We start from the raw sequence: 23,429 nt of genomic DNA, 5'->3' as shown, positions 1-23,429 counted from the left end.
CCATCGGACGACCCTAATGGCATGCGGGAAAGGCTGCCAAGCCCGGCATGGCGCGGTAAGCGGTACTGTCTGGGCCTAACCGATGGCAATTAAGGGGTTATTGAGGGCCGCACTGTGAACCGTTTTGAAGACATTCCAACCGTCGGGTACCGTACTTCCTTTAATCCATCCGCTGGGATTGAGGTATTGGACCTGGAGCATTTTCGCCAGCACCAGGGCAGCAACGCCTGCGATCTGTTTGAGCCGCATCGGGTCGCCTATTTTTGCATGATCTACATTGAACGCGGGTCGGGGTGTCACCAGGTGGACGGCGTGGAACACCCCTACCGGGATGGCAGTGTCATCTTTATCAATAAGAATCAGATCCACGCCTTTGACCCCGACGACCGTCCCCTGGGGAAAATGGTCAGTATCACGCCGGCCTTTTTCTCTGAGTGTTCAGCCAATATTCGCAACTCCTACTTTGTGCCTTTCCATATGAGCCTGACCCATTCGCCGGTGCTGCCTATGGATGACACCATCAATCAGACCTGCAAGGCGATGTTGAATGAGATTGCGACGGCTCAGAAGGAGCGAGGCGATGACGATGTGTTTACTCAACTGCTGTTCTCTGCGCTGGTGTTAAAGCTGGCCCGGGAGCGTCGACATATCGGCTCCGCTGCCAATGATGAGGATCGCGCGCGTTTCAATGATTTCCTTGAGCGCGTAGAGAACCAGTTTGCCCAGTATCGGGAAGCCAAGACCTACGCTGAGCAGATGTACCTGAGCTACAAATCCCTCAATCTCCTGTGCAAACGGTGCTGCGGCCGGACCGCGAAGCAGATCATCGATTTTCGTCTCAATCTGGAGATAACCCGCAAGTTATCCATGAAAGGGGGCTCGATTCAGTCCATCGCTTTTGAGCTGGGTTTTGACGATACCACCAACTTTGTTAAGTACTTCAAGCGCCATAACCAGGTAACGCCCACGGCGTTCCGAAGCCGGTTTGAAAATGGGGGGCAGCAGGGCAGTCCGGCACCCAAAACAGACGCTGAAGACTGACGCGTTATTATTGAGGTCGGGTTGCGCATCCGCTTTACCAACGGCTATGGCGATCTCTTTGATCCAGGTAAGCACGCTTGATTGAATAACGCGTACACTCATAGGGTTACGACGGGAGCAATTCGGAGGCCCAATGTCGGAAATCCCCCACCTTGAAGCGGAGCAGGCCCGAGATCGCCTGGTTGAGTTCTTTGGCCGCTACGGCGATGAACTGGAGCGGATCCGGGCGTTGCTGCAGATCCGCCTGGAGCAGTTGGCGCAAGCCTATTGCCGCCGTCACCAGTTACCCAACGAGGCGGTGCTGGTCACCACCCGGGTTAAATCCCTCAACAGCGTCCTGAGCAAACTGGCCCGGCGTGGCTGGCCCGCATTTGAAAAGCCCACGGACGCCATTACCGATCTGATTGGTGCCCGAGTCGTGTGCTGGTTTGTCGATGACTGCATCGGCATGCTCCATATCATCTCCGCCTCCAAACACCTGACCTTTCAAACCGAGGTGGAGGATTACATTCGGGCTCCCAAACCCTCAGGCTATCGCGCCATCCATCTGTTGGCGGAGGTAGGGTATGACAGCATTCAGGGCAGCGCCCGGGAAACCCGGATAGAGGTGGCCCAGATGCTGTGTGAAATTCAGATCCGCTCAAAGCTCCAGGATGCCTGGGGTGACATGACCCACGAGTTTCACTACAAAGCCAAGGTCGATGGCGTGGACCATCGCGAGCATGAAAAGCGGCTGCGGGACATCGCCATCCGGCTTGCCGAGGAGGATATGGCGCTGATGGCGATACGGGACGCGTACCAGTCTCTGTCCAGAAAAGTGCCCGGAGATTAAAGCGCGTCCAGGTTCTCCAGGCACCACTCGGCCCGCGCCAGAATGGCCTGACGCTCTGCCTCTGGACGGTTGTCCCAACCACGATAGACCACGGCGATCCTGGGGTTGCGGGCCAGCTCCCGATCATGCCGAGCCATAAAGTGCCAGTAGAGGCTGTTGAGGGGACAGGCATCCTCTCCGGTTTTGGCGGCGACGTTGTAAGCGCAACTCTGGCAGTGGTCACTCATCTTGTTCACATAGTTTCCACTCGCCGCATAGGGCTTGGAAGCCAGCAAGCCACCATCGGCAAACTGGCTCATTCCCCGGGTATTGGGCAGTTCCACCCACTCGATGGCATCGATGTAGATCCCCAGGTACCAGGCATCCACCTCATCGGGGTCTGCGCCAATCATCAGGGCAAAGGTGCCGGTGATCATCAGGCGCTGAATATGGTGAGCGTAGGCGTAATCCAGCGAGTGGGTGATCGCCTGACGCAGACAGGCCATCCGGGTCTCTCCGGTCCAGAACCAGCTCGGCAGCGGACGGGTTGCCTTAAAGTGATTTCGCGTTTCATAGCCGGGCATATTGGCCCAGTAGATGCCCCGAACGTACTCCCGCCACCCCAATATCTGACGGACAAACCCCTCCACCTGGGGCAGGGTAATGGCTTCGTTATGTTGGTAAGCGTTGATGGCGGCCTGGATCACCTCCATCGGGTGCAGCATCTTGGTGTTGAGGCTGAAGCTCAGCCGGGCATGAAACAGGCTCCAGTTATGGGGGGCGCCCTCGGACAGGGCATCCTGGAACCGGCCAAAGCCGGGCAGGGCGTAGTGGCAGAAGTGGCTTAACAGTTCGAGGGATTGGGTTCGGTTGATGGGCCAGATCAACGCCCCCTCCAGCCGTCCAATGGAGTCGGTCTGGTGACGGTCGAGTCGTGCCCGGATGGCCATAACATCGTTGCCAAAGCAGAGCGGGGCAGGGATGGTGGCCCAATCGATCGGTTTGAGCGCGTGACGGTTCTCCTTGTCGTAATTCCACTGACCTCCAAGCGGCTTGTCCCCCTCCATCAGCAGAGCGAACCGCTTTCGCATCGTGCGATAGAAGGTTTCCATCCGATGCGCCTTGTTGCGCTGGAAGTGGGTATCGATCTCCTCAAAGGGCAACAGGAAGTGTTCGGTATCCACCTGCTGAGCGGCGATGGGGAGGTCCAGTGAGGTCAGTTGCTTCAGCAAGCGATACTCGTCGGGCCGCTGAAACTCAAAGCGGGTGGCGCCGCTCTCCTCGAACACCGCCCGAATCAGCGCTGGCAGGTCAGGGTAGGCAGCTGTATCGTCCAGCGTCAGGTGTCGGACCCGATGACCCGCCTGCTGTAACTCACTGGCAAACGCCGCCATCGCCGCAAAGAAGGCGCAAAGCTTTTGAATATGGTGGCGAACGTAACCGGTTTCCTGCTTCAGCTCTGCGATCAGATAGAGCACACCGTCATCCCGCTGCCGGAACCAGCTGTGGTTTGGGTTGAGCTGGTCACCCAGAATCAGTCTGAGGGTGTGGATCATTTTGCACTCCTTCCGAGGTTCTATGACGGCGGCAGCGGCGAGAGCAGTACCTGACATCGTCCCAGCAGCGGGCCCAACGTCGCCGCCATTGAAATGGACGATGGCAAACCGGGCAGACCTTTTCGGCTCTGGGTTTCATGCTTTGACCGGCCAGCCAACGGAGTCCTGACTGTCCATGGCGGCGGCTGCTTCTCCCTGCCAGCGTCGGATAAACCGTCGTTCCGGGTCGTACAGTTCGGTTTGTTTCTCCAGATCGAAGTGGCGCCAACCTCTTGGGTCGGCCCCAACCCCCGCCAGGTATTGCCAGTTGCCCCAGTTGCAGGCCACATCGTGATCGATTAACTGTTGTTGGAAGTACGCTGCACCGTAGCGCCAGTCCATGCCGAGTTCGTGAACCAAAGCACTGGCCACCAGCTGCCGAGCCCGATTGGAGAGAAACCCGGTGCAGTTCAGTTGCCGCATCGACGCATTCACGATGGGGTAGGGGGTTTGTCCCTGACACCAGCGGGCAAAGCGCTCGGGATAGAAGCTGGTAGGGCGACGCACTCCGGCGGTTCCGCTAAAGGCAAAAAGTCGTGTGCCGTGGGCCAGAGCGGTCCACTGGAAGTATTCACGCCACAGTAACTCCACGCCTATCCATTCTGTCGACTCATTGGCGCCGTGTTGCGCTTCGTATTTTTCCAGTTCGGCCATCACCCGTCGGGGAGAGAGGCAGCCCTGTGCCAGCCAGGGGGAGAGCTTGGTGGAGCTTTCCCAGTCATCCAGTGCGTTTCGGGTCAGTTTGTATTGCTTTGGTGCGTCGCTGGAAAAGTAGTGGCCGAGGTGCGCCTCTCCGGCGCTTTGGCCACCGTGATAGTGGCGGTTGGGTTCGATGGTGGCAGCGGGCAGAGCATGGCTGCCGATGGGGAGCGGAGGTGGCAGCGACTTAACCGGGGGGGCTATGGGACGCCAATCGAGCCCTTTGACCGCTTTACGGAACTGACTGAAGGTGCCCGGGAGGTCAGAGAGGGCAAAGGGCAATTGATCGAGGGTGAACAGGGTGTGAGCCTGATGCACCTCACATCGTCTGGGGCCGAGCCAGTGCTGCAGCGACAGGTACTGTTGGCGTTCTTCTTCACCAAACGGCGCGGTGATGATCAGCTTATCGATCCAGTGGTTTCGCATCAGGTGGGGGATCACCGTAAGAGGGTCCCCTACCTGAACCACCAGGCGCTGGCCGAGGGCTTCAAGGCGTTGGTTGAGGTCGGACAGCGCCTCGAGAATAAAGCGCCAGGGATGGGCACCGACCCGCTGGCACTGCCAGTTGTCCGCCACAAACCAGCGGGGTTCGACACAGTAGAGACAGATAAGATGCTCTTTCGCTTCGGCGGCCCGAAGCAGAGCGGGGTGGTCATCCAACCGCAGATCATGACGGAACCAGAGCAGAGCACGCTTCACATTAACCTCTCGTGCTGGCGGATTTCCCTCTGTTACGCAGCGGATGTCGGATTGGGCCAAAAGGCGCCCGGGTTGGCCCTGCCTAATGGGGTGTTGCAGAGGGGAAAACAAAAACGCCCCGGCGTAAACCGGGGCGTTTGTTGTTTAGGCGAACCTTACTGAGATTCGGTTGCCGGGTTGGCTTCACCGTTACGAGCAAAGTACTCACGGGTCAGCTTGAATACCACCGGGCTGAGCAGTACCAGAGCGATCAGGTTGGGGATCGCCATCATGGCGTTCAGGGTGTCAGCCAGCAGCCAGACAAAGTCGAGGGAGACGATGGCGCCCAGGGGAACCGCCAGGGTAAACACCAGACGGAACGGCTTAACCGCTTTGTCGCCCAACAGGTACTGAACACAGCGCTCACAGTAGACGCTCCAGCCCAGAATGGTGGTGAAAGCGAACACCGCCAAGGCGATGGCCACAATCACTTCCCCTTGAGGGACGACGGACCCAAAGGCCGCAGAGGTGAGGGGAGCGCCGGAGACGCCGCTGGTCCATTCACCGGTGACCACAATCGCCAGACCGGTAACGGAGCAGACGATCAGCGTATCGATAAAGGTGCCCAGCATGGCGATCAGACCCTGACGAACCGGATCATTGGTTTTGGCGGAAGCGTGCGCGATGGGGGCGGAGCCCAGGCCCGCTTCATTGGAGAATACGCCACGAGCCACACCAAAGCGTACGGCGGCCCAGACCGCAGCACCGGCAAAGCCACCGGTGGCCGCTACCGGGGTAAAGGCGCTTTCAATCACCAACGCGATGGCGCCCGGGATGGCAGAGGCGTTAAGCGCGAGAACCACCAGGCCGGCGCCGATGTAGAAGGCGGCCATCAGGGGCACCAGCTTGCCCGCCACAGTGGCGATGCGCTTGATGCCACCCATCAGTACGGCGCCAACCAGTAGCATCAGCACTACACCGGTCAGTTCAACCGGGATGCCAAAGCTGTTTTGCAGGGCGGAAGCCACGGAGTTGGATTGCACGCCGTTACCGATACCGAACCCGGCGATGGAGCCAAACAGCGCAAAGGCGGTGGCCAGCCAGGTCCACTTGGAGGAGAGGCCGTTTTTGATGTAGTACATCGGGCCGCCAACAAATTCGCCGTTCTCCGCCGTTTCGCGGTACTTCACCGCACACACCGCTTCAGCGTACTTGGTGGCCATGCCCACCAGCGCGGTGCACCACATCCAGAACAGCGCACCGGGGCCACCCATGGCAATGGCAGTAGCCACACCGGCGATATTACCGGTACCGATGGTGGCGGAGAGGGAGGTCATCAGGGCGTTGAAGGCACTGATGTCGCCTTTTTCCCCTTTGTCCTGACGGCCCTGCCACAGCAGGCGAAAGCCGGTGCCCAGTTTCATCACCGGCATCACGCGAAGGCCAATAGTCAGATAGAGGCCGACACCAAGGATCAGCACCAGCATGGGGATCCCCCAGACAATGCCGTTTACTGTGCCAACCAGTTGGGAAAGGGTGTCCATCCAAAACTCCTTGTCGATTATCGTTATTCCCTGAGGGATGAGCGGACAAAGAACGATCTGTACCACACCCGGCGGGGGATCGGTAGGGATAACAAGGCGTTAATATTTGGATGCGGCGGAGAGGATCTGCGCAGATTTGTGTGGCATTGCAGGATTGGATAAAGCCGAATCCGGCGTGGCCATAGGATTATCCGGCGTCCGGTTATCACGCTGGTGGGATACTCGGCACTGGAGTCGGGCGATTGTGGTGTTGGATCTGTGCGCGAAGCCGACAACCGGTGTGTTGATATCTTCAGCCCAAAGGCAGGTTAATCCGATTGTTGTGCTGCGACATCGCAGGTGGTTCGCAGCGCCAGCTCGATTCTTCTTGCGTCGACCCGGGAGGCGTCGGACCGCCACTCCAACTGGCTCAGTATCAGGTCACAGGCTTCAATGATCTCCGCCAACTGGAAAGTGGACGGAGGGACAAATACGTGTTGCTGAATCATCACTGCCCCCCGGGATATGAGTGTCAACTGCTTGATAGCAGTGCGGATCTTACCGTCGTCAGGGTTCAGCGCTCCACTTTTGACCGCACGAGCAAACTGATTGAAGCGCTTCTGCAAAACCGCATTAAACTGCGCCTCCAACTCGGCTTTCGATTGGTCACTGAGCTCATCGAACATTTGATGATTGGCGCCAATCATCTCGATGACAAAGGAGCGTGCCGACAGCTTTTGTCTCAGGAACGGCCAACAAGCACTGCAGATGATCTGCTCCTTGTCGGTCAGGCCAAAGTTTTCAAACACCTGGTAGGACTCGTGCATCCGCTGAATGTGCTCGCCCCATAGGGTGGTCAGAAGATGTTCTTTGGTCGGAAACAGGCGGTAGAGGGAGCCGATGGAGACTTTGGCCTCTGCACTGAGTTCACGGAAGTTGAACTGAACATAACCCCGCTCCTCGATCAATTTCAGAGCGGTTCGTAGCAGGTGTCGTTTTCGCTGTTGGGGTGTCATCGCTTGTCCATATCTCATTGACCATGCCCTAAAGAAGGGCACCAGCTTAGCCGGTGCCCATCTTAGCGTGCCTGAATATACAGGGGGGTAATTATTGTTGCTGGTCCAGGAAGCGCTGATAGCGCTCGGTGGCCTGGATCAGCTTGGCCCGCTCGGTATCATCAAAGACACCCGGCTGCGGATGCTCGCTGCTGTGGCAGTTGCTGCACGCGTTGGGCAGAACATCAAACGAGTCGCACACGTAGCTGCTGTTGCGGTAGATGCCGTTGGAATAACACACACCGTTTGCGCCACCCATCTGTTGCAGCATGCCCCAAAGCTTGGTCATTTGTGGGTTGGTTCCCTCGCCCCGGGTGTAAGGGGCCAGTGCATCAAAGTTGGCGAGTGACTCAACCGGGCTGATCGCCTTGAAGGTATGGTTATCGTTGCTCCAGCGAGTTGCCACCGACTCTGTCGCAACGAAGTGGCAGTCGATACAGGTGGCCCCCACCATGTCGTGGATCGCCAGGGTGTGGTTGCTGCCCTTGTCGGCGTGACACTCTGTGCACAGAGCATCTCCCTCTCGTTGCATCCCCATGGTGTGAGGTTCATGACAGGTCACACAATCGATTTGAGCCTCGTAATGGCTGGAACTCATGTAGTCGTGGACCTGGTTCTTCTGCCCTTTACGGAACGTCGTTCCAAGGAACATGCCCTGCGGATCAAACTCGGTGAATTGGGTCAGTTCGTCCCCGACCCGGTAATGTTGACCCTGGCCGGTAGTGATGTTGCCTTCGTCGTCGAGTGCCGGAATGTAGGGCTGAGAGTAGTGGTAGATGTCCGGGTGTTTGAACATCTGGTGACACTGGGCACAGGAATCGACCGACTGTTGGAACGTCATTTTGCCCGGGTTGGCGATGTCATCGCCGCTCATGCTGCTGGCGTGAAGCGAACCCTCGTTGTGGCAACGCTCACAGCTGATCCCGTCCTCCACAGCCTCTGAGTCTTTGGAGTTGGTGTGGCCAGCCAACATGCCATAAAGCTCGCTCTCGTCCCATTCCAGCACCTTGCCGCCGGTGACGTGGCAGGTCAGGCATTGGTTGTCCCAACTCATCTTTTTGAGCTCTTCACGCTGGTCGATGGGGCCGACAAAGGCGGAATTGATAATGTCTCCCTCCTGAACCAGGCTACCGTCTTTATGCCAGAACGCCCCGGTCGTGTAGAAGCCGGTAAAGCGCTGCACATTGCCGTCGTTAAACCAGGCAAAGGGCATCATACGACCGTAGCTGCTCTCGACATTCGGGTCGTCGTCGGAGGGGAAGTCGTAGCTGACAAACTGCTTCGAGGTGGTACTGGAGATGCCGTCGATGCGGTAGGTGACGGACTTTGTCGGGTCCACACCGTCATGCAGCTGAGCGTAGTATTTTCCATCCTCAGTTTTGTAGGTGGAGAACTGATAAGGCATGCCCCAGATGGTGTGACGTTGCGGGTTGGCTTCGGTGCCCCAGTCCAGTTCCGGGATGATCGCCTCAATGGTTTTGTTCTCTTCGGTGTAAAGGCGGCGATAGTCGTGGGCGTGCTTTGTGTCTTGCCACTGCTCATAGTGCCCGGAGTGGCAGGATTTACAGGTGTCGGCCGTCACAAAGGTGGCTTCAGAGGGCACCTCGGTTTTTGCTTTAACGGTGATGTAGATCGGAGCACTGTCTTCCAGTTCGCCGTCGGAGATGGTGTAGCTGAACACCTTTTGGCCCAGCGGCGCGTCTGCGGCAGCGCTGTAGGAGATAAGCCCGGCTTCGGTAATGGTCAGTTGGCTCTCAACGATATGGATCGCATCGCCATCGGGATCTGAATCGTTGGCAAGAACGTCTATCTCAACCGTTTCACCGCGGTAGACCGTTACCGAGTCCGACTCAGCAATCGGTGGGGTGTTGTTTGGCGGTGGGATCGGCGCTGTTTCGTCGTCATCACTGCTGCAGCCGCCGAGACCCAGGGTCAGAGCCAGTGCAATCGGAAAAGTGTGTTTCATCATCTCAAGGTTCCCTTCATTTTTTGTTTTGCAGTGAGATCGTAAAAAGTGAACGGGGGTTAAGAATGTGATGACAGGTTGGAAACGAGTTGGGAGCCGGTCGGGTAAAAGCAGGGGTGACGGGGGTCACAATATGAACGCATTGGGAGCAAAGCGTGTCGCGTACGGGTTGCGGGGTTGCAATCCAGGTCACGTCCGGTTGCTGTTTCAGGCGAACGGGTACGCGCTGATTGGAGCATCCGTCCAGTTGCCTGCTTGTCAGCAGGCGTGAATCCCCTGGCCTCGGGCTGTTGATTGCGCTGTCTGATGGATACGGCATAATGCGGTGCCGTTCATCAGGCCTGTTCCGCAGCGGTGTTTAGCAAGCCCGACAAAGCGGCGAAAGTGACGGTTCAGAATAAGCGAAACGGAATACTGGCGGAAAGCGAAGCATGAGTGAGATGTATCACAAGCACGCCCGCGCTTATGCGGATGTGGTGAAAGACAACGACTACAACGCCGAATATGAGCGCCCGACCACTCTGGCGATGCTGGATGCGACGTTGCCTGATCTGATCGGGAAACGGGTTCTAGATCTGGGCTGTGGCTCCGGAGAGTATGTGGCTGAGCTTCTGGCACGCGGTGCCGAAGTCACGGCGGTGGATCTCTCGCCGAACATGGTTGAAATCGTTCAGGCGCGTTTTGGGGGCAAACAACAGGTTCGCTGTTACCAACAGGACCTCTCAGAGGGACTGCCGGGAGAGCAGGATGGCCATTATGATCTGGTGTTGAGCCCCTTAATGATCCACTACCTGGAAGATCAGAGCCGCTTTTTTGCTGAGTGTGCCCGGGTGCTAAAACCGGGGGGCCATCTGTTGTTCTCCACTCACCATCCGGTGGCGGACGCCGAGGTTTCACCCTCCGGTAACTACTTTGCCCGCGAAGCGATCACCGAACAGTGGGATACCGTTGGCATGCCGGTAACCGTGACCTTTTATCGCCGCTCCCTTGGGGAGCAGATCGGTGTGGTGACGGATAGCGGCTTTGTGATCACCATGCTCCAGGAGGGCTCGCCAACTCAGCGGCTCAAAGAGCGCAACCCGGAAGCCTTCCTTCGGCTAAGCACCCAGCCCAATTTCCTATTTGTGATGGCGCGAAGAGGGCGTTGATGTCACTTGTCGTGGCAACGTGCAGGGCGCGCTGGTCATACAGCACGCCCTGTATCTTTTGGAGCCGGTTAAACCGGTGCGGTGGCAGCCTGCTGGGCGATGGGGCTGGACTCCAGCAGCAACTGGGCAAAGCGCCGGGCGGCGGGCCCGAGTCGGTGAGGGTTAGGGATGATCAGCGACAGGGGCAGCAGTGAGAAATCCACCGTGGCCTGGGTCAGGTGGGTCAGGGTGCCGTTCTGCAAATGGGGCTGGGCCAAATGCTCTGGTACCCAGCAGAACCCAACGCCCTGCTGCAGTACGGCGATCGCCTCATGGAAGTTGGAGAAGGTCCAGCGCTGTTCCGCCTTCAGCCAGCCCAGATCTTTATTCGCGTCCTTGCCGGTATCCCGAATCACCAACTGCAGTTCCTGGGAGAGGCGGCTGTCATCAATAACATTGGCCTTGGTCAGAGGGTGTTCGTGGTGACACAACAGCAGCATGCGGATGGCGCCAAGCGTCTGACCACGGTAGCCAGGGTGCGTGCGGGCGGTGATCACCAGATCGTAACTCGGGTCAGCCAGGGCCGCATCGGTGCCGCTCATCACGTTATCAATTACGGTAAGGCGCGTACCACGGCTCTCCGGGTAGAAGCGGCTCATCGCCTGGTAGAGTGCCTGTGTGGGGTAGAGGATCTCCCGGGAGAGGGTGATCTCCGGTTCCCAGCCCTGTTCAAGGTTGGCTGCCAGCATCTCCAGATGCTCAATCTCCGACGTCAGAGCGCGGGAGCGGCGTAACAGAACCTTGCCCTGGGGCGTCAGTTCCGCCTTTCGTCCTTTCACCTCCAACAGGGGAACACCCAGAAGTTGCTGCAGTTTGGCCACCGCATGGTTCAGGGAGGACTGACTTTTGTTCAGTGCCGTTGCGGCCTTGGCGTAACCGCCGCAGTCGACTACGGCCTGGAGGATGCGCCACTGTTCCAGCGTGGAGTGAGGTCGGTACATGACTGTTCTATTCCATCGAATGGTTTGAGCGGGATTATGCGATTTATTTTCGCTTTCGTGAACTTAAAATGGACAACAAATCTTAGTGACGGAGTATTCCCATGACCACCTTGCTTGTGATTCATTCCAGCCCGAACCTGACCCAATCCCATACTCGCGACCTTGCAGCACGCTATGTTGAAAGCTGGCAGGCTCGCCACCCGGAGGGGAAGGTGATTGAGCGGGACTTGGCTGTGAATCCGCCGCCGCATCTGGATATGGCCACCATTGGCGCTTTCTACACGCCGGAAGCGGACCGCGGCAGTGAGGCCCAGGACGCGATTGCCCTGTCTGATGAACTGGTAGCAGAGCTGCTGGCTGCCGACGAAGTGGTGATTGGTGCGCCGATGCACAACTTCTCAGTGCCGTCCTCCCTGAAAGCCTGGATTGACCAGATTTGTCGAGTTGGCGTCACTTTCCGCTACACCGAAAATGGTCCTCAAGGTCTGCTGGGGGATAAGAAGGCGGTACTGATTAGCGCTCGTGGCGGTAACTACTCCTCCACCAGCCCGGCATTTGCCATGAATCATCAGGACACCTACCTGAAGACCGTGATGGGCTTTATCGGCATTACCCAGGTAACCGCCATCAACGCCGAGGGTGTGGCCGGTGGTGAAGCGGGGCTGGAACTGGCGCGCAATCAGATCGCGGAGTTGTCGGCCGCCTGATCCGAACGAGGGTGACGCTCAAAAGGCTCGGCGAATTCCGCCGGGCCTTTTTCGTTTTCTGATTCAGAAAGAAAGGTCAGTTGCTGCCAAAGCTGTTCTGGACTGAGGGTGCCGCTCAGCCTTTGCTCCAGCAGTGTCTGACCCTGATTGGCATACCACAGGGGCAGATAGGCACGGGCACCGGCGATGGCCCAGTCGCTGTGGCCGGGCCAGGGCGTAAGCCCCTTTGGTGCAGGGCGCGCAAAATAGCGTTCAAACAAGGCGTCGCTGGTGCGTTGCAGCGCAGTGGGGGACCAGGGATTTTGTGTGGCGACTGCGAGCGCCATTTGGGCCTGGTACAGATCGGTGGCGTCGAACAATGGCCTTGGGGGCAGGGAAGCCCCAAGGAGTTGACGCTGAACCCCTTCAGAGCGCGCCAGCGCGCGACCAAACCCATAGCCGGCTCCGCTACTGGGCTGCATCTGGTACGGCAGTGGACGGCCAGCCATGGAAACCAGGGTTTCGGCGGTTTGGGCCAACCATTGGTGCCAGTGACGGGGATACCAGGGCTTCTCGCGGTACACCATCTGAACGACAGCCGGACTCAATCCTACCCAGTGAGACTGAAGCGTGGTTTGCCGGTTGCTCTCTCCTGCCGACAGCTCCAGGTAACCGAGCAGACGTGCCCCGTCCCAAACCTGCCATTGGCGTTCGTCGATGGGGAGCAGAGACAGACCAAACTGTTGAATCAGGTAGCCCAGGCTTTCCTGTGCCAGTTGCGTCGGTTCCTGCGACAGGGGGGCCGAACCGGGGGCGGGCTGCCACGGGAGGCGATCGCCATCCGGGGTTAAGCCATTCAGGAACTGTTCGACCTGAACCGGGCTTGTCAGCGGGGTGTGGCGCAGTTGCCAGTGGGCATCACTGGGAAAGCTTGCCTGCCAGGCGAGTCGCTCAGCGTTCTCGCGATAACGCCTGAGGGGACGGTCCGCATCGGGATTGGCGCGGTTCTGATAGGCCACCCAGACGCGCTCCCGACAAAGGGGATCCTCGGCCTGATTGAGGTAACGGGAAACGGACCCGCTCTCCAGATCCAGCGTTTGTGAGGGCGTGGATTCGACCCCCAACCAGCAGCGCTCGGAGCGGATGGTTATCGACTTAAGCGGATGTTTGTCGAGATGGATAAGCTGGGTTTCCAGGCTCAGTTGCTCAGGATTCGGCGGGGACTGCGGCCGGTATTGGCCCATGGCGGATTGCAGCGCGAGGGTACAGCGTCCCAGGTCGTCGCTGTTGCCGGTTTGCGCCAGATATTTGAGTTGGTCCTGCAGCAGCACCAGTTGGCCAAACTGACGATGGCGGTTGAGCGGGGTGCCAGCGGGCGCACCGACCGCATCGATTTGGTTCAGGCAGTAGTTCAGCAACTCGGCCGCGTTGGCTTGTTGAATGAACAACGCCCCAGCCAGAGCCAGGGCGTTAAGGGAGTGTCGGAACCGTTCAGTCTTCCCGGCCTTCACCAAACCACTCCTTGGCTCGGGCAATGCGTTCCTCAACCGGCACCGGAATGTCACCGAGGCTTTCTACTTTCCGCAATCGCGGCAGCAGACCGCGATCATTGGCGATCTGGATCGCCAAACCGGGGCGAGCGTTCAACTCCAGAAGCAGCGGACCACGGTCGCGGTCCAGCACCATATCGGTGCCCAGATAGCCGAGGCCGGACATTTCGTAGCAGCCGGAGGCCAGTTCCAGCAGGCGATCCCAGTGGGGTACCTGAACCTGGAACAGGTCCTCTCCGGTATCCGGATGGTGGTTGACCGGCTCGTCAAACTGTACCGCCCGAATCGCTTTGCCGGTGGCAATGTCAACGCCGATGCCCACCGCACCCTGGTGAAGGTTGGCCTTGCCATCCGACGCGTGGGTGGAGCAGCGCAGCATCCCCATTACCGGGTAGCCCTTAAACACAATAAGGCGGATATCCGGCACCCCCTCGTAGGAGATGCCGTTAAATACCGGGTCAAAGCGGATCAGCGCTTCAATCACCGCCACATCGTTTTTGCCGCCGAGACTGAACAGGCCAGCGAGGATATTGGAGCAGTGGCGGGCCATCTCAACGGGCGTCACCTCGTCGCCGGAGGGCTTGAAGTAGCGCCCATCCTCGACCTTGGTGATCACCAGAATGCCTTTACCACCGGAACCCTGCGCGGGCTTGATGCAGAAGCCGTCGCGGCCCGCCACCATCTGATGAACCTCGTCGATCTCGTGCTGTTCACGAATTACGGCGATCAGGTCCGGGGTGGCGATATTGTTCTTCAGTGCCAACTGCTTGGTGATCAGCTTGTCATCCACCTGCTTATACAGGCTACGCGGATTGTAGCGCCCGATATAGCTGATGTTGCGCCGGTTCATGCCCATGATCCCACGGGCTTTCAGGCGGCGGGGATCGACGAAGATCATGACTTCTCTCCCGCCAGCGGACGGAATCGACGCAGCTCAAGCAGACGGTAACCGGTGTACTGACCAAGCATCAGCACCAGCGCCAGGATGATCAGGTGAACACCCAGGAAGTTGAACGCCCAGTGGCGAACCAGGTCGTTGTCCATCGCCAGATAGGTGATGGTGGCTACCAGCAGGCTGCCACCGCCCTGAAGCATTACCTCTTTGGCGCCTTCCTCTTCCCAGAGGATGGACATACGCTCAATGGTCCAGGCCAGAATGATCATCGGGAAGAAGGTGATGGTCAGGCCCTCGGTCAGGCCGAGGTTAAAGGCCAGCAGGGTGAATCCGGCAATGATCCCCAACACCACAATCACCACCGCACTGATCCTGGAGATCAACAGCAGGTTCAGATTGGAGAGGTAGGAGCGGATAACCAGGCCAGCCGCCACAATCAGGAGGAAGCCCACCAGACCGGTCAGCAGTTTGGTCTGAATAAAGGCCAGCGCGATCAACACCGGCATAAAGGTACCGGAGGTCTTCAGGCCGACGATCACCCGCAGGAACACCACAACCAGCACACCAATGGGGATAAGGAACAAGCCGCGCAACAGGCTTTGCTCTTCCAACGGCAGGTTGTAGAGGGAGAGTGAGGCCAGACCGCCGTTATCCATCATATCGATGGCGGTGGCCAGGGCAGGGCGGGTGTCCTCGATCATGGAGAAGGAGACGTTGGAGTTGCTGCCGCCGGTTACGTCCAGCACGGAGGTGCTGTGGCGCTGCCACAACAGCAGTTTGTCATCGCGCCCCTGCTCACCGGTGGCCGGATTGAACAGGTGCCACTCCTCATCGTCGAGCACTTCAACCATCGGGATCAGGTCCTGACGGCGGCGTCCATCTTCCAGTTTCAGAGCGTACACTTCGCGTGCGGGAACGCCGGCGCTCTGAACCAATCGGGTCATCAGTGGGGCCGGTGCATAACGGGAGAGCAGAAGAGCGACATTTTGCTGCTGGTCCGGCTTACTTACCGCTTCGGCGATCTCACGGGCAAAAGAGGTGTTGGATGCGCTCTTCTGCCACGCTTTTTCGATGACTGCCTGCGCAGCGGTATCCAGCCCTTCGTCCCAGACAACCGCCTCAGGCGCTGGTAGTTCAGCGATCTCAGGCAGCGCGGTGTCACCGGTGGGAACCAGGTTGGTGGTGTAGTAAAGCTCCTGACGTCCCAACGCTTCACGGGTGGTCCAGGTGGCGCGCCGTGCATCGCCCTCCATGGTCATGGCCAGACCATAGCCGGGTGAGGCGGCGGATTCGCTCAAAGTTTTAAAAGCGGGATCGGAGGGCAGCGCAAAGCTGGCCTCAACGGCGCCCTCACCATTGAAGGTGATACGTGCTTCAACGGTCCAATTGGTTTGGCTGGTGCCGGGAAGGAATGGGATCCCGTCATTGACGTGGCGCTGGTAGTTGTAGCCGACGCCAGCGGCGATCAGCACAAAGATCAGCAGATAAAACGGTTTGCGTGACACGGGCAAAGTCCTTATTCCGCAGCAGACTGGCTGCCATCTCCGGAGTGAATGTATTTGCGGCTGACATCAACCACGGCGATATCCTTGAAGAATTTCCGTCCGAGCAGCACCGGGTATTCCATATGGCTGCGGTCGGTCAGATTCATCTCTGTCTCGGTAACGTAATCACCCAGGCGTACCCGAGTGCGGATCACCGGGCGGCGCTGCGGCTCTTCGCTGGACGCCTTCTTGATGTTGACGAATCGAGCCACACGGGCTTCCACGGTGATGGCGGGAGCTGCGGCTTTGCTCTCCTCGGCGGTAGCGGGCTCTTTCGGCTCGGTGGCCTGTTCCGTTGGCGCGATCTCGCTGTTGGGGATATCGAAGCGGACCCACTGTTCACCGTTGCGTTCGAACAGACGGATGTTGGTGGCGCTGATGGAGGAGGTTACCGCCCCGGTATCAACCCGGGCGTCAAATGCCTGGCCCACTTCCTGGATATAAACCCGCTCTACTTCACCAAGAACAAACTTATCGCCCAGGTTCAGCGGATCGGCAGGCAGTTCCGGACAGGTCACCTGCGGAACGGTGGCCTTTTCGGCGAGAGCCAGCAAGCCCACGTTCATGCCGTTTAGCTCAGTCAGTACCTGCGCCTGGTACTCGGTGGTGGCTGCCACTTCGGAGTCGCAGCGTTTGACCAGCATCGTTTCGATCTGAGCAAGCTGGGTGGCCATGGCGTTGGTCAACTGCTGCTCGGTCGCCGGCGGTGCCGCCTGCTGCTGGGCGCAGCCGGTGGCCAGCAATGCGGTGAAAACCAGGGCCAGTGAACGGGCTTGCTTCATCTTCTCTTCCTTATCCGGTTTTTTGGGCTTTATTGGCGATGATGATGGCGCGTTTGGGCGCCGGGTAACCCTCGATGGTACGGCTTGGATCGTTAGGATCCAGGTAGTCGGCGAGGGATTCGTTGGTCATCCATTCAGTGCGGCGTTGTTCGTCGGTGCTCGTGATCGCCTCATCCACCAGACGCACATTTTCAAAACCGCACTTCCGCATCCAGAGCATCAAGGCTTTTGATGAGGGAATGTACCAGACATTGTTCATCTTTCCATAACGATCACTGGGTACAAGTACCTGATTTTCGTCGCCATCGATTACCAGAGTTTCCAGGATCAACTCACCGCCGTCGTTAAGTTGGTCCTGAAGCTGAATCAGGTGGTCGATGGGGGAACGCCGATGATAAAGCACTCCCATGGAAAAAACGGTGTCAAAGGCATGCAGCGCCGGCAAATCCTGAATGCCGAGGGGCAGAAGATGGATATCTTCATGGCCGCCGTAGAGCTTTCTGACCGCTTCAAACTGGGCCAGGAACAGGTCTGACGGATCGATACCGATCACCAGGTCGGCGCCGTCGCCAAGCATTCGCCACATGTGGTAACCACTGCCACAACCGACGTCGAGCACTGTGCGGTGTTTCAACGGCGAGATGTGGGGCTTGAGTCGGTCCCACTTCCAATCGCTGCGCCATTCGGTATCGATATGGATGTCATAAAGGTGGAACGGCCCTTTGCGCCAGGGGTGCAGGCAGCGAAGCAGATTATGGATCTTGCTGACATCGCCGCCGGGCAGTTCATCGGCGGCACCGATGCGCACTTCGTGCTCGATCTCCCGAACCGTCGGAGTGCGGTCAGGCAACTTGGCGATCACCTTCTCCCACTTGGGGAACTGACCATTGCGATGGTAGCGGCGCCAGGCCGAGAGCTGTGCAGGGGCGGTCTCAAGCCAGTGACTGAGCTTGCTGCCGGCGATGCGCTGATAGAAACGACTGAAATCCATTACTTGATGGCCACCATGGAGGCGAAGTTAAAACACTGGAACCACAAACCAGCTTCGGAAAAGCCGGCGGCTTTAAAGCGGGCCATATGTCGCTCAGTGGTGTCAGGGCGCATGACATTTTCAAGCGCGTTACGTTTCTGACTGATCTCCAGTTCGGAGTAGCCATTGGCGCGCTTGAAGTCGAGATGCAGGTCATCCAGCAACTCGTGGAGATTCGGTTGATCAAACACCAGCTTCTCCGACACCACCAGTACGCCACCAGGCACCAAGCCCTGGTAGATCTTAGCCATTAAGGCATCACGGTCATCCGGTGACAGAAACTGCAGGGTGAAATTCAGTACCACCATCGAGGCGTTCTCAATCGCCACATCCCGAATGTCGGCGCACACCAGTTCTACCGGGATCGGGCTGACAAAGGCGTCCAGATGCTCGCGGGCACGCTTGACCATCGCCTCGGAGTTATCGATGGCAACGATCTCAACGTCACGCTCGCCAAGAGCGCGCCGTATGGAGGTGGTGGCCGCACCTAGCGAACAGCCCAGGTCGTAGACCCGGGTTTGGGGCTGTGCGCGACGCTCAGCGATCTCGCCGAGGGTATGCAGGATCTGCCCGTAACCGGGAATGGAGCGGGAGATCATATCGGGGAAGACCGACGCGACTTTATCGTCGAATCGGAAATCAGCCACTTTCACCAGTGGCTTGGAGAAAATACGGTCTTGTTCGGAGGTCATGATAGCTTCCTGAATGAACAAAAAATATTGTAGCGGTGCGGGGCGAAGGGCAGCAACCTAGACCGTAGACAGAACCGATAAGGCGGTTAATATAGATCCAACCTGGGCAAGATATCGCCAGTGACAGGAAGTCACTGATTTGCCGCTGAGGAAGTTCACAAGGAATTGCCGTGATCCGAGTCGCCTTTTGGCTGTTTTTAGCCTTACTTTTTGCCGTCGCCCCGGATGGGCAGGCGCAAACCGCTCCGATGCGAATTGCCGTGTCGCAAGACAGTTACCCCTACCAATACCGCAACAGTCAGAATGAGCCTGCCGGTTATCTGGTGGACTTTTGGCGGCGTTGGTCGGAACAGAACGGTCAGCCTGTGACCTTCGAATTGATGAGTTGGCCCGACAGCATCGTCGCCCTGTCAGAGGGTCGAGTAGACCTTCACGCTGGCGTGGCCCGAAGTGCCAAAAGGGAAGCACGGTTTGCGCTCTCAGAACCGCTGTTGACCGTTCCTCTTCAAATCTTCATCCACCGCGACCTGCCACGGATGACCGAACTGGCCAATCTGGCCCCGTATCGCATCGGTGTGGTGGCCCAATCCGTTCACGAGGAGTTGCTGACCAATCGGCTGCCCTCCGCGGCGTTGGTGCGCTTTCCCTCCCGCGAGGCGTTGCTGACAGCGGCGTTGAATGGCGAAGTGATGGCTTTCGCCAACCTGGATGGTTACCTCCAGCATTCGGAGCAACAGCATCGCATCTCCCGTCAGTTTCCGGCCCATCGCCGCTTGCCATTGGCCACCATTGAAGTCAGTGCCGCCACGCTACCGGAGCAGGCAGAGCGTATTGAGCAGATAAATCAGGATCTGAATCAGATCGGCGCGGGTGTCCGCGAAGTGCTGGCCCGACGCTGGCTTGGCCAGACCAACCCTCAGGCACCCCTAAAGGTGGGGGTCACCGCCGATATGCCGCCACTGATGTATAACGGAAAGGGCGGCCGGGCTACCGGGCTGCTGGTGGACCTGTGGCGCGCCTGGTCCGCTCAAACTGGCGTGCCGGTTCAGTTCGTCACTGCTGGTCTGGGCCCCGCCGGGTTATCAGCGCTGCGCAAGGGGGAACTGGACCTGTTCGCCGGACACGTTGCTGCCGAAGTGGGCAAACTGGGCCTGGAAAAAGCGTACGAGCTGTATCAGGTACCCACGGTGCTGATTGTCCGTAAAGGGCAGAATGAGGAACTGCTGGCGCGACCCGAGCTGGCGCTGGGTTACTACACGAATGCTGGCTATGAGACCTGGCTGTCCAATAGGCCGCAACAGATTACCCGGTTCAGTTCCGATCAGCCTTCAGATCTGTTGTCCATGTTGGCAGATCACAAGGTCGACGGCGTGTTGCTGCCTGAAGCGGTGGTTCCGGTTCTGGATGACACGCTGGAAGCGCTCACCCTGGCTACCCCTGCAATTCCCCTTAATGTCCTCGTTGCAATCGGTGACAACGCGCTCACAGAAAGGGTGAAACGCGGGTTTGCTGAACTGCCACCGAAGCAGGTGTTGGCGCTGACCCAGTATTGGACGCTCTCTTCAGATACTTCACTGGTTGGGGGCGTGGCTCGCCCCCTGATCTCTGATCCCCGCCCCTGGCTGGTGGAGCGCTCGACTCTGCCACAGTGGGCATGGTCCTCTCTGGATGTGGAAAGGATGCTCAGCCAGTTGGGACGGGTACTCGGGGTCACCATGCTAACCGAACAGCCTCCCGAATCAGGAGACAGACCGGTACCGGTCAGCCTAGCCATCGAGGGGGAATCGAACCCACTCTCGCCATGGGCGCATCCGATACTCTGGCTGAACTACGTACTGGTCAGCGAAACGCCCTTGCCTGAAGGGGTTTCCCTGGCCATGCAATCTCTGCCTCTGGTCGTGTTGGACAGAAGCCCGGAGTCACTTTGGCTTAAGCGCCATTATCCATTCAACGCCTTCAGGACGGTACGAAACCGGGCGGCCGCAGTCAGTGCGTTGGAATCAGGGCAAGTGCTGTTGTTACCAAAAGCACAATGGCAGCATTGGGGGATAAGCCATCCTTCACTCTTTGTCTCGACGTTAGTGGATCCCCCTCGACTGGGGATCTATCTCTCGTTGCCGGAGGAGGAGGCAGCCTGGCAGCCCTATCTTAATCAGGCCGTACACTCTGTGAGCCGGTCCGGTGAGCCCCGAAGCCAAGGGGAGCCGTCGATGATGAGAGGGATGGTTGGGGTCCTGTTCTGGATTTCCGTTACCGTGATTCCAGTGCTGGCACTCGGTTTTATCCTGATCTATCGCCGTTGGCGCTGGGAGCAGATTCAGCGTCGGGAGCTGGAACAACAACATCAGCGTATCGACGGGATTGATCCTGTCACCGGCTTGCCGGGAAGGAGTATGCTGGACGACCGATTGGGTCAGGCATTGTTGGTTCATGCCCGGGAGCATCGACAGATGGCCGTTCTGCTGTTGGATCTTGACGGTTTCGGCGCCTTGAACCGACGATTGGGCTGGGATAAGGGCGACCTGCTGCTGAACAAGGTGGTGCAGCGCTGGCGCACCGGACTGCGGCGTTCCGACACGCTGGCGAGGCTGCGAGGCGATCAGTTTGTGGTGATTCTGAATCAGGTGAAAAGCGTGGCCGCTGCCAGACATGTGGCCGAGGTGCTGATGATGGAGCTGGATCAGCCGATAGATCTGGACGGAACCGAGGTTTCGGTGAGTGCCAGTATCGGTGTTGCGGTGTTCCCCCAGCATGGTGCTGACGCAGTGGGTTTGCTTCAGGCCGCGGATCGACAACTGCGGTTTGTGAAGGGGCAGGGCGGGGGCGGCTACCAAGTTGCCTGAACATTGAGCAACAGTCCGTAATGACCGGGTCTTTGGCCTTCTGCTTGTTTCAACTTTTCTCTATAATGCCGCCTTTGCCCTTTTTCCCTGACGGGGGCCTGATACGCCCCCCTCACCAGCATTGAATACAGGAGCTGTCGATGCGCAGCCATTACTGCGGACACGTTACCGAAACACTTATCGGACAAGAAGTTACTCTGGTCGGTTGGGTTAACCGTCGTCGTGACCTGGGTGGAGTGATTTTCCTCGACCTGCGTGATCGCGAAGGGATTGTACAGGTCGTGTACGATCCGGATCTCCCGGAGGTGTTCGAAACCGCATCCAGTCTGCGTGGTGAGTTCTGCGTTCAGGTCAAAGGTCTGGTACGCGGACGTCCCGAAAGCCAGGTAAACGCCAATATGGCCACCGGCGCCATTGAGGTGCTGGGTCGTGAACTGACCATCATCAACAAGGCAGAGCCACTGCCGATCGATTTCAACACCGATGTGTCTGAAGAGCAGCGCCTCAAGTATCGCTACCTGGACCTGCGTCGTCCTGAGATGAGCGAAAAGCTGAAGTTCCGCGCCCGCTTCACTTCTGAAGTGCGTCGCTTCCTGGACGACCAGGGCTTTATGGATGTGGAAACCCCCATCCTGACCGCCGCGACTCCGGAAGGCGCCCGTGACTACCTGGTGCCGAGCCGCACCCACAAAGGCCAGTTCTTTGCGCTGCCGCAGTCTCCGCAGCTGTTCAAACAGCTGCTGATGATGTCCGGCATGGACCGCTACTACCAGATCGTAAAGTGTTTCCGTGACGAGGACCTGCGTGCTGACCGTCAGCCGGAGTTCACTCAGATCGATATCGAAACCTCCTTTATGAGCGCCGAAGAGGTGATGGCGGTCACCGAGGCGATGATCCGCACCATCTTTAAGAAGATGATGAACGTCGATCTGCCCGAATTCCCGCACATGAGCTACGAAGAGGCGATGCGTCGTTACGGCTCCGACAAGCCGGATCTGCGTAACCCGATGGAACTGACTGACGTGGCCGACCTGCTGACCGACGTCGAGTTCAAAGTGTTCTCCGGCCCGGCGAACGATCCGGAAGGCCGTGTTGCGGCACTGCGTATCCCGGGTGGCGCGTCCCTGTCCCGCAAGCAGATCGACGATTACACCAAGTTCGTTGGCATCTACGGTGCCAAAGGTCTGGCGTGGATGAAGATCAACGAGACCGGTAAAGGCATTGAAGGCGTACAGTCTCCGGTAGCCAAGTTCCTGTCTGACGAGATCGTCAACACCATCGTTGAGCGCACCGGTGCTGAAGCGAACGACATCGTGCTGTTCGGTGCCGACGATGCCAAGGTTGTGGCGGATGCCATGGGCGCGCTGCGTCTGAAAGCTGGTGAAGACTTTGGCCTGGTGGCTGAAGGTTGGGCGCCGCTGTGGGTTGTGGACTTCCCGATGTTCGAGAAGGCCGATGGCCGCTACTACGCGCTGCACCACCCCTTCACTGCACCGCGTGATATGACTCCGGAAGAGCTGGAAGCGAACCCGGACGGCGCGCTGTCCAACGCTTACGACATGGTGCTGAACGGTGTGGAAGTGGGCGGCGGTTCTGTCCGTATCCACCGTGCCGAGATGCAGTCCGCGGCCTTCCGTGTACTGGGCATCGATGACCAGGAAGCGAAAGAGAAGTTTGGCTTCCTGCTGGACGCCCTGAAGTACGGCACTCCGCCGCACGCCGGTCTGGCCTTTGGCCTGGATCGTCTGGTGATGCTGATGGTGGGTGCCGAGTCCATCCGTGAGGTGATGGCCTTCCCGAAAACCACCACTGCAGCCTGTCCGCTGACCAGCGCGCCAGGCCTGGCCAATGCCGAGCAGTTGTTGGAGCTGGGAATTCAGCACATTCCGGCTGAGAAGGCCGAATAAGTAA

The 23,429-nt window shown here is 58.4% G+C and carries 19 protein-coding genes; 6 read left to right on the top strand and 13 right to left on the bottom strand.

What is annotated here, in order from left to right:
* Window positions 1-114 precede the first annotated feature (114 nt).
* Together KUV52_RS13975 and KUV52_RS13970 are read left to right on the top strand one after the other, a co-directional pair.
* The gene (locus tag KUV52_RS13975; RefSeq protein ID WP_222526534.1) at window positions 115-1,041 is read left to right on the top strand and encodes a helix-turn-helix transcriptional regulator; all 927 of its coding nucleotides are present in this window, start codon (window positions 115-117) and stop codon (window positions 1,039-1,041) included.
* A 133-nt stretch (window positions 1,042-1,174) separates the two neighbouring features.
* On the top strand, window positions 1,175-1,873 hold the full coding sequence (locus KUV52_RS13970) for a GTP pyrophosphokinase family protein (RefSeq protein ID WP_222526533.1): 699 nt from the start codon (window positions 1,175-1,177) through the stop codon (window positions 1,871-1,873).
* On the opposite strand, the gene KUV52_RS13965 is transcribed toward KUV52_RS13970, so the two are convergent.
* The 6 genes from KUV52_RS13965 to KUV52_RS13940 all read right to left on the bottom strand — a co-directional run bounded on the left by KUV52_RS13965 (window position 1,870) and on the right by KUV52_RS13940 (window position 9,368).
* Window positions 1,870-3,408: a cryptochrome/photolyase family protein gene (locus tag KUV52_RS13965; RefSeq protein WP_222526532.1), complete on the bottom strand. Its 1,539-nt coding sequence runs from the start codon at window positions 3,406-3,408 to the stop codon at window positions 1,870-1,872. The genes KUV52_RS13970 and KUV52_RS13965 overlap by 4 nt on opposite strands.
* Window positions 3,377-3,547 carry a DUF2256 domain-containing protein gene (locus KUV52_RS13960; RefSeq protein ID WP_222526531.1) on the bottom strand — a complete coding sequence of 57 codons (171 nt, stop codon included), beginning with the start codon at window positions 3,545-3,547 and terminating at the stop codon, window positions 3,377-3,379. Before KUV52_RS13960 ends, KUV52_RS13965 begins: the two co-directional genes overlap by 32 nt.
* Window positions 3,544-4,845 (bottom strand): DASH family cryptochrome, encoded by a 1,302-nt coding sequence (locus KUV52_RS13955; protein ID WP_222526530.1) that lies wholly within the window; start codon window positions 4,843-4,845, stop codon window positions 3,544-3,546. Before KUV52_RS13955 ends, KUV52_RS13960 begins: the two co-directional genes overlap by 4 nt.
* A 155-nt stretch (window positions 4,846-5,000) precedes the next feature.
* On the bottom strand, window positions 5,001-6,368 hold the full coding sequence (locus tag KUV52_RS13950; RefSeq protein ID WP_222526529.1) for an alanine/glycine:cation symporter family protein: 1,368 nt from the start codon (window positions 6,366-6,368) through the stop codon (window positions 5,001-5,003).
* A gap of 308 nt (window positions 6,369-6,676) precedes the next feature.
* Window positions 6,677-7,363, bottom strand: coding sequence for a TetR/AcrR family transcriptional regulator (locus KUV52_RS13945; protein WP_222526528.1), 687 nt, complete (start codon window positions 7,361-7,363; stop codon window positions 6,677-6,679).
* A 91-nt stretch (window positions 7,364-7,454) separates the two neighbouring features.
* Window positions 7,455-9,368: an Ig-like domain-containing protein gene (locus KUV52_RS13940; RefSeq protein WP_222526527.1), complete on the bottom strand. Its 1,914-nt coding sequence runs from the start codon at window positions 9,366-9,368 to the stop codon at window positions 7,455-7,457.
* A gap of 431 nt (window positions 9,369-9,799) precedes the next feature.
* Between KUV52_RS13940 and KUV52_RS13935 the strand changes: the two genes are divergently transcribed.
* Window positions 9,800-10,516 carry a class I SAM-dependent methyltransferase gene (locus KUV52_RS13935; RefSeq protein WP_222526526.1) on the top strand — a complete coding sequence of 239 codons (717 nt, stop codon included), beginning with the start codon at window positions 9,800-9,802 and terminating at the stop codon, window positions 10,514-10,516.
* A 68-nt stretch (window positions 10,517-10,584) separates the two neighbouring features.
* Here the strand turns inward: KUV52_RS13935 and KUV52_RS13930 are convergent, their stop codons facing one another.
* Entirely contained in the window at window positions 10,585-11,496 is a 912-nt protein-coding gene (locus KUV52_RS13930; protein ID WP_222526525.1) for a LysR family transcriptional regulator, read from the bottom strand.
* A gap of 101 nt (window positions 11,497-11,597) precedes the next feature.
* Here KUV52_RS13930 and KUV52_RS13925 point away from each other — a divergent pair, with 101 nt between their 5' ends.
* A complete protein-coding gene (locus KUV52_RS13925; RefSeq protein ID WP_222526524.1) occupies window positions 11,598-12,203 on the top strand; it encodes an FMN-dependent NADH-azoreductase in 606 nt (201 codons plus the stop codon).
* Here KUV52_RS13925 and KUV52_RS13920 read toward each other — a convergent pair.
* Genes KUV52_RS13920 through cmoA form a run of 6 tightly spaced genes read right to left on the bottom strand, consistent with a single transcriptional unit; the run spans window position 12,176 to window position 18,675 of the window.
* Window positions 12,176-13,693 (bottom strand): hypothetical protein, encoded by a 1,518-nt coding sequence (locus KUV52_RS13920; RefSeq protein ID WP_222526523.1) that lies wholly within the window; start codon window positions 13,691-13,693, stop codon window positions 12,176-12,178. The two genes, KUV52_RS13925 and KUV52_RS13920, sit on opposite strands and share 28 nt — an antisense overlap.
* Window positions 13,674-14,630: an alpha-L-glutamate ligase-like protein gene (locus KUV52_RS13915; RefSeq protein ID WP_222526522.1), complete on the bottom strand. Its 957-nt coding sequence runs from the start codon at window positions 14,628-14,630 to the stop codon at window positions 13,674-13,676. Before KUV52_RS13915 ends, KUV52_RS13920 begins: the two co-directional genes overlap by 20 nt.
* Window positions 14,627-16,132, bottom strand: a complete 1,506-nt coding sequence (locus KUV52_RS13910; RefSeq protein WP_222526521.1) for an inactive transglutaminase family protein — start codon at window positions 16,130-16,132, stop codon at window positions 14,627-14,629. The genes KUV52_RS13915 and KUV52_RS13910 overlap by 4 nt, the downstream gene beginning before the upstream one ends.
* An 11-nt stretch (window positions 16,133-16,143) precedes the next feature.
* Window positions 16,144-16,953, bottom strand: a complete 810-nt coding sequence (locus tag KUV52_RS13905) for an ATP-dependent zinc protease (protein ID WP_222526520.1) — start codon at window positions 16,951-16,953, stop codon at window positions 16,144-16,146.
* A gap of 10 nt (window positions 16,954-16,963) precedes the next feature.
* Complete coding sequence (gene cmoB, locus KUV52_RS13900; protein ID WP_222526519.1) at window positions 16,964-17,944, bottom strand: tRNA 5-methoxyuridine(34)/uridine 5-oxyacetic acid(34) synthase CmoB; 981 nt, start codon at window positions 17,942-17,944, stop codon at window positions 16,964-16,966.
* Window positions 17,944-18,675, bottom strand: a complete 732-nt coding sequence (gene cmoA, locus KUV52_RS13895) for a carboxy-S-adenosyl-L-methionine synthase CmoA (protein WP_222526518.1) — start codon at window positions 18,673-18,675, stop codon at window positions 17,944-17,946. Before cmoA ends, cmoB begins: the two co-directional genes overlap by 1 nt.
* A 170-nt stretch (window positions 18,676-18,845) precedes the next feature.
* Here cmoA and KUV52_RS13890 point away from each other — a divergent pair, with 170 nt between their 5' ends.
* Complete coding sequence (locus KUV52_RS13890; RefSeq protein ID WP_222526517.1) at window positions 18,846-21,518, top strand: diguanylate cyclase domain-containing protein; 2,673 nt, start codon at window positions 18,846-18,848, stop codon at window positions 21,516-21,518.
* A gap of 140 nt (window positions 21,519-21,658) precedes the next feature.
* On the top strand, window positions 21,659-23,425 hold the full coding sequence (gene aspS, locus KUV52_RS13885; protein ID WP_222526516.1) for an aspartate--tRNA ligase: 1,767 nt from the start codon (window positions 21,659-21,661) through the stop codon (window positions 23,423-23,425).
* Window positions 23,426-23,429: the final 4 nt, after the last annotated feature.

It is taken from the genome of Ferrimonas balearica (assembly GCF_019802055.1).
Classification (GTDB): domain Bacteria; phylum Pseudomonadota; class Gammaproteobacteria; order Enterobacterales; family Shewanellaceae; genus Ferrimonas; species Ferrimonas balearica_A.
This window is presented reverse-complemented; position numbering and strand designations above follow the sequence as displayed.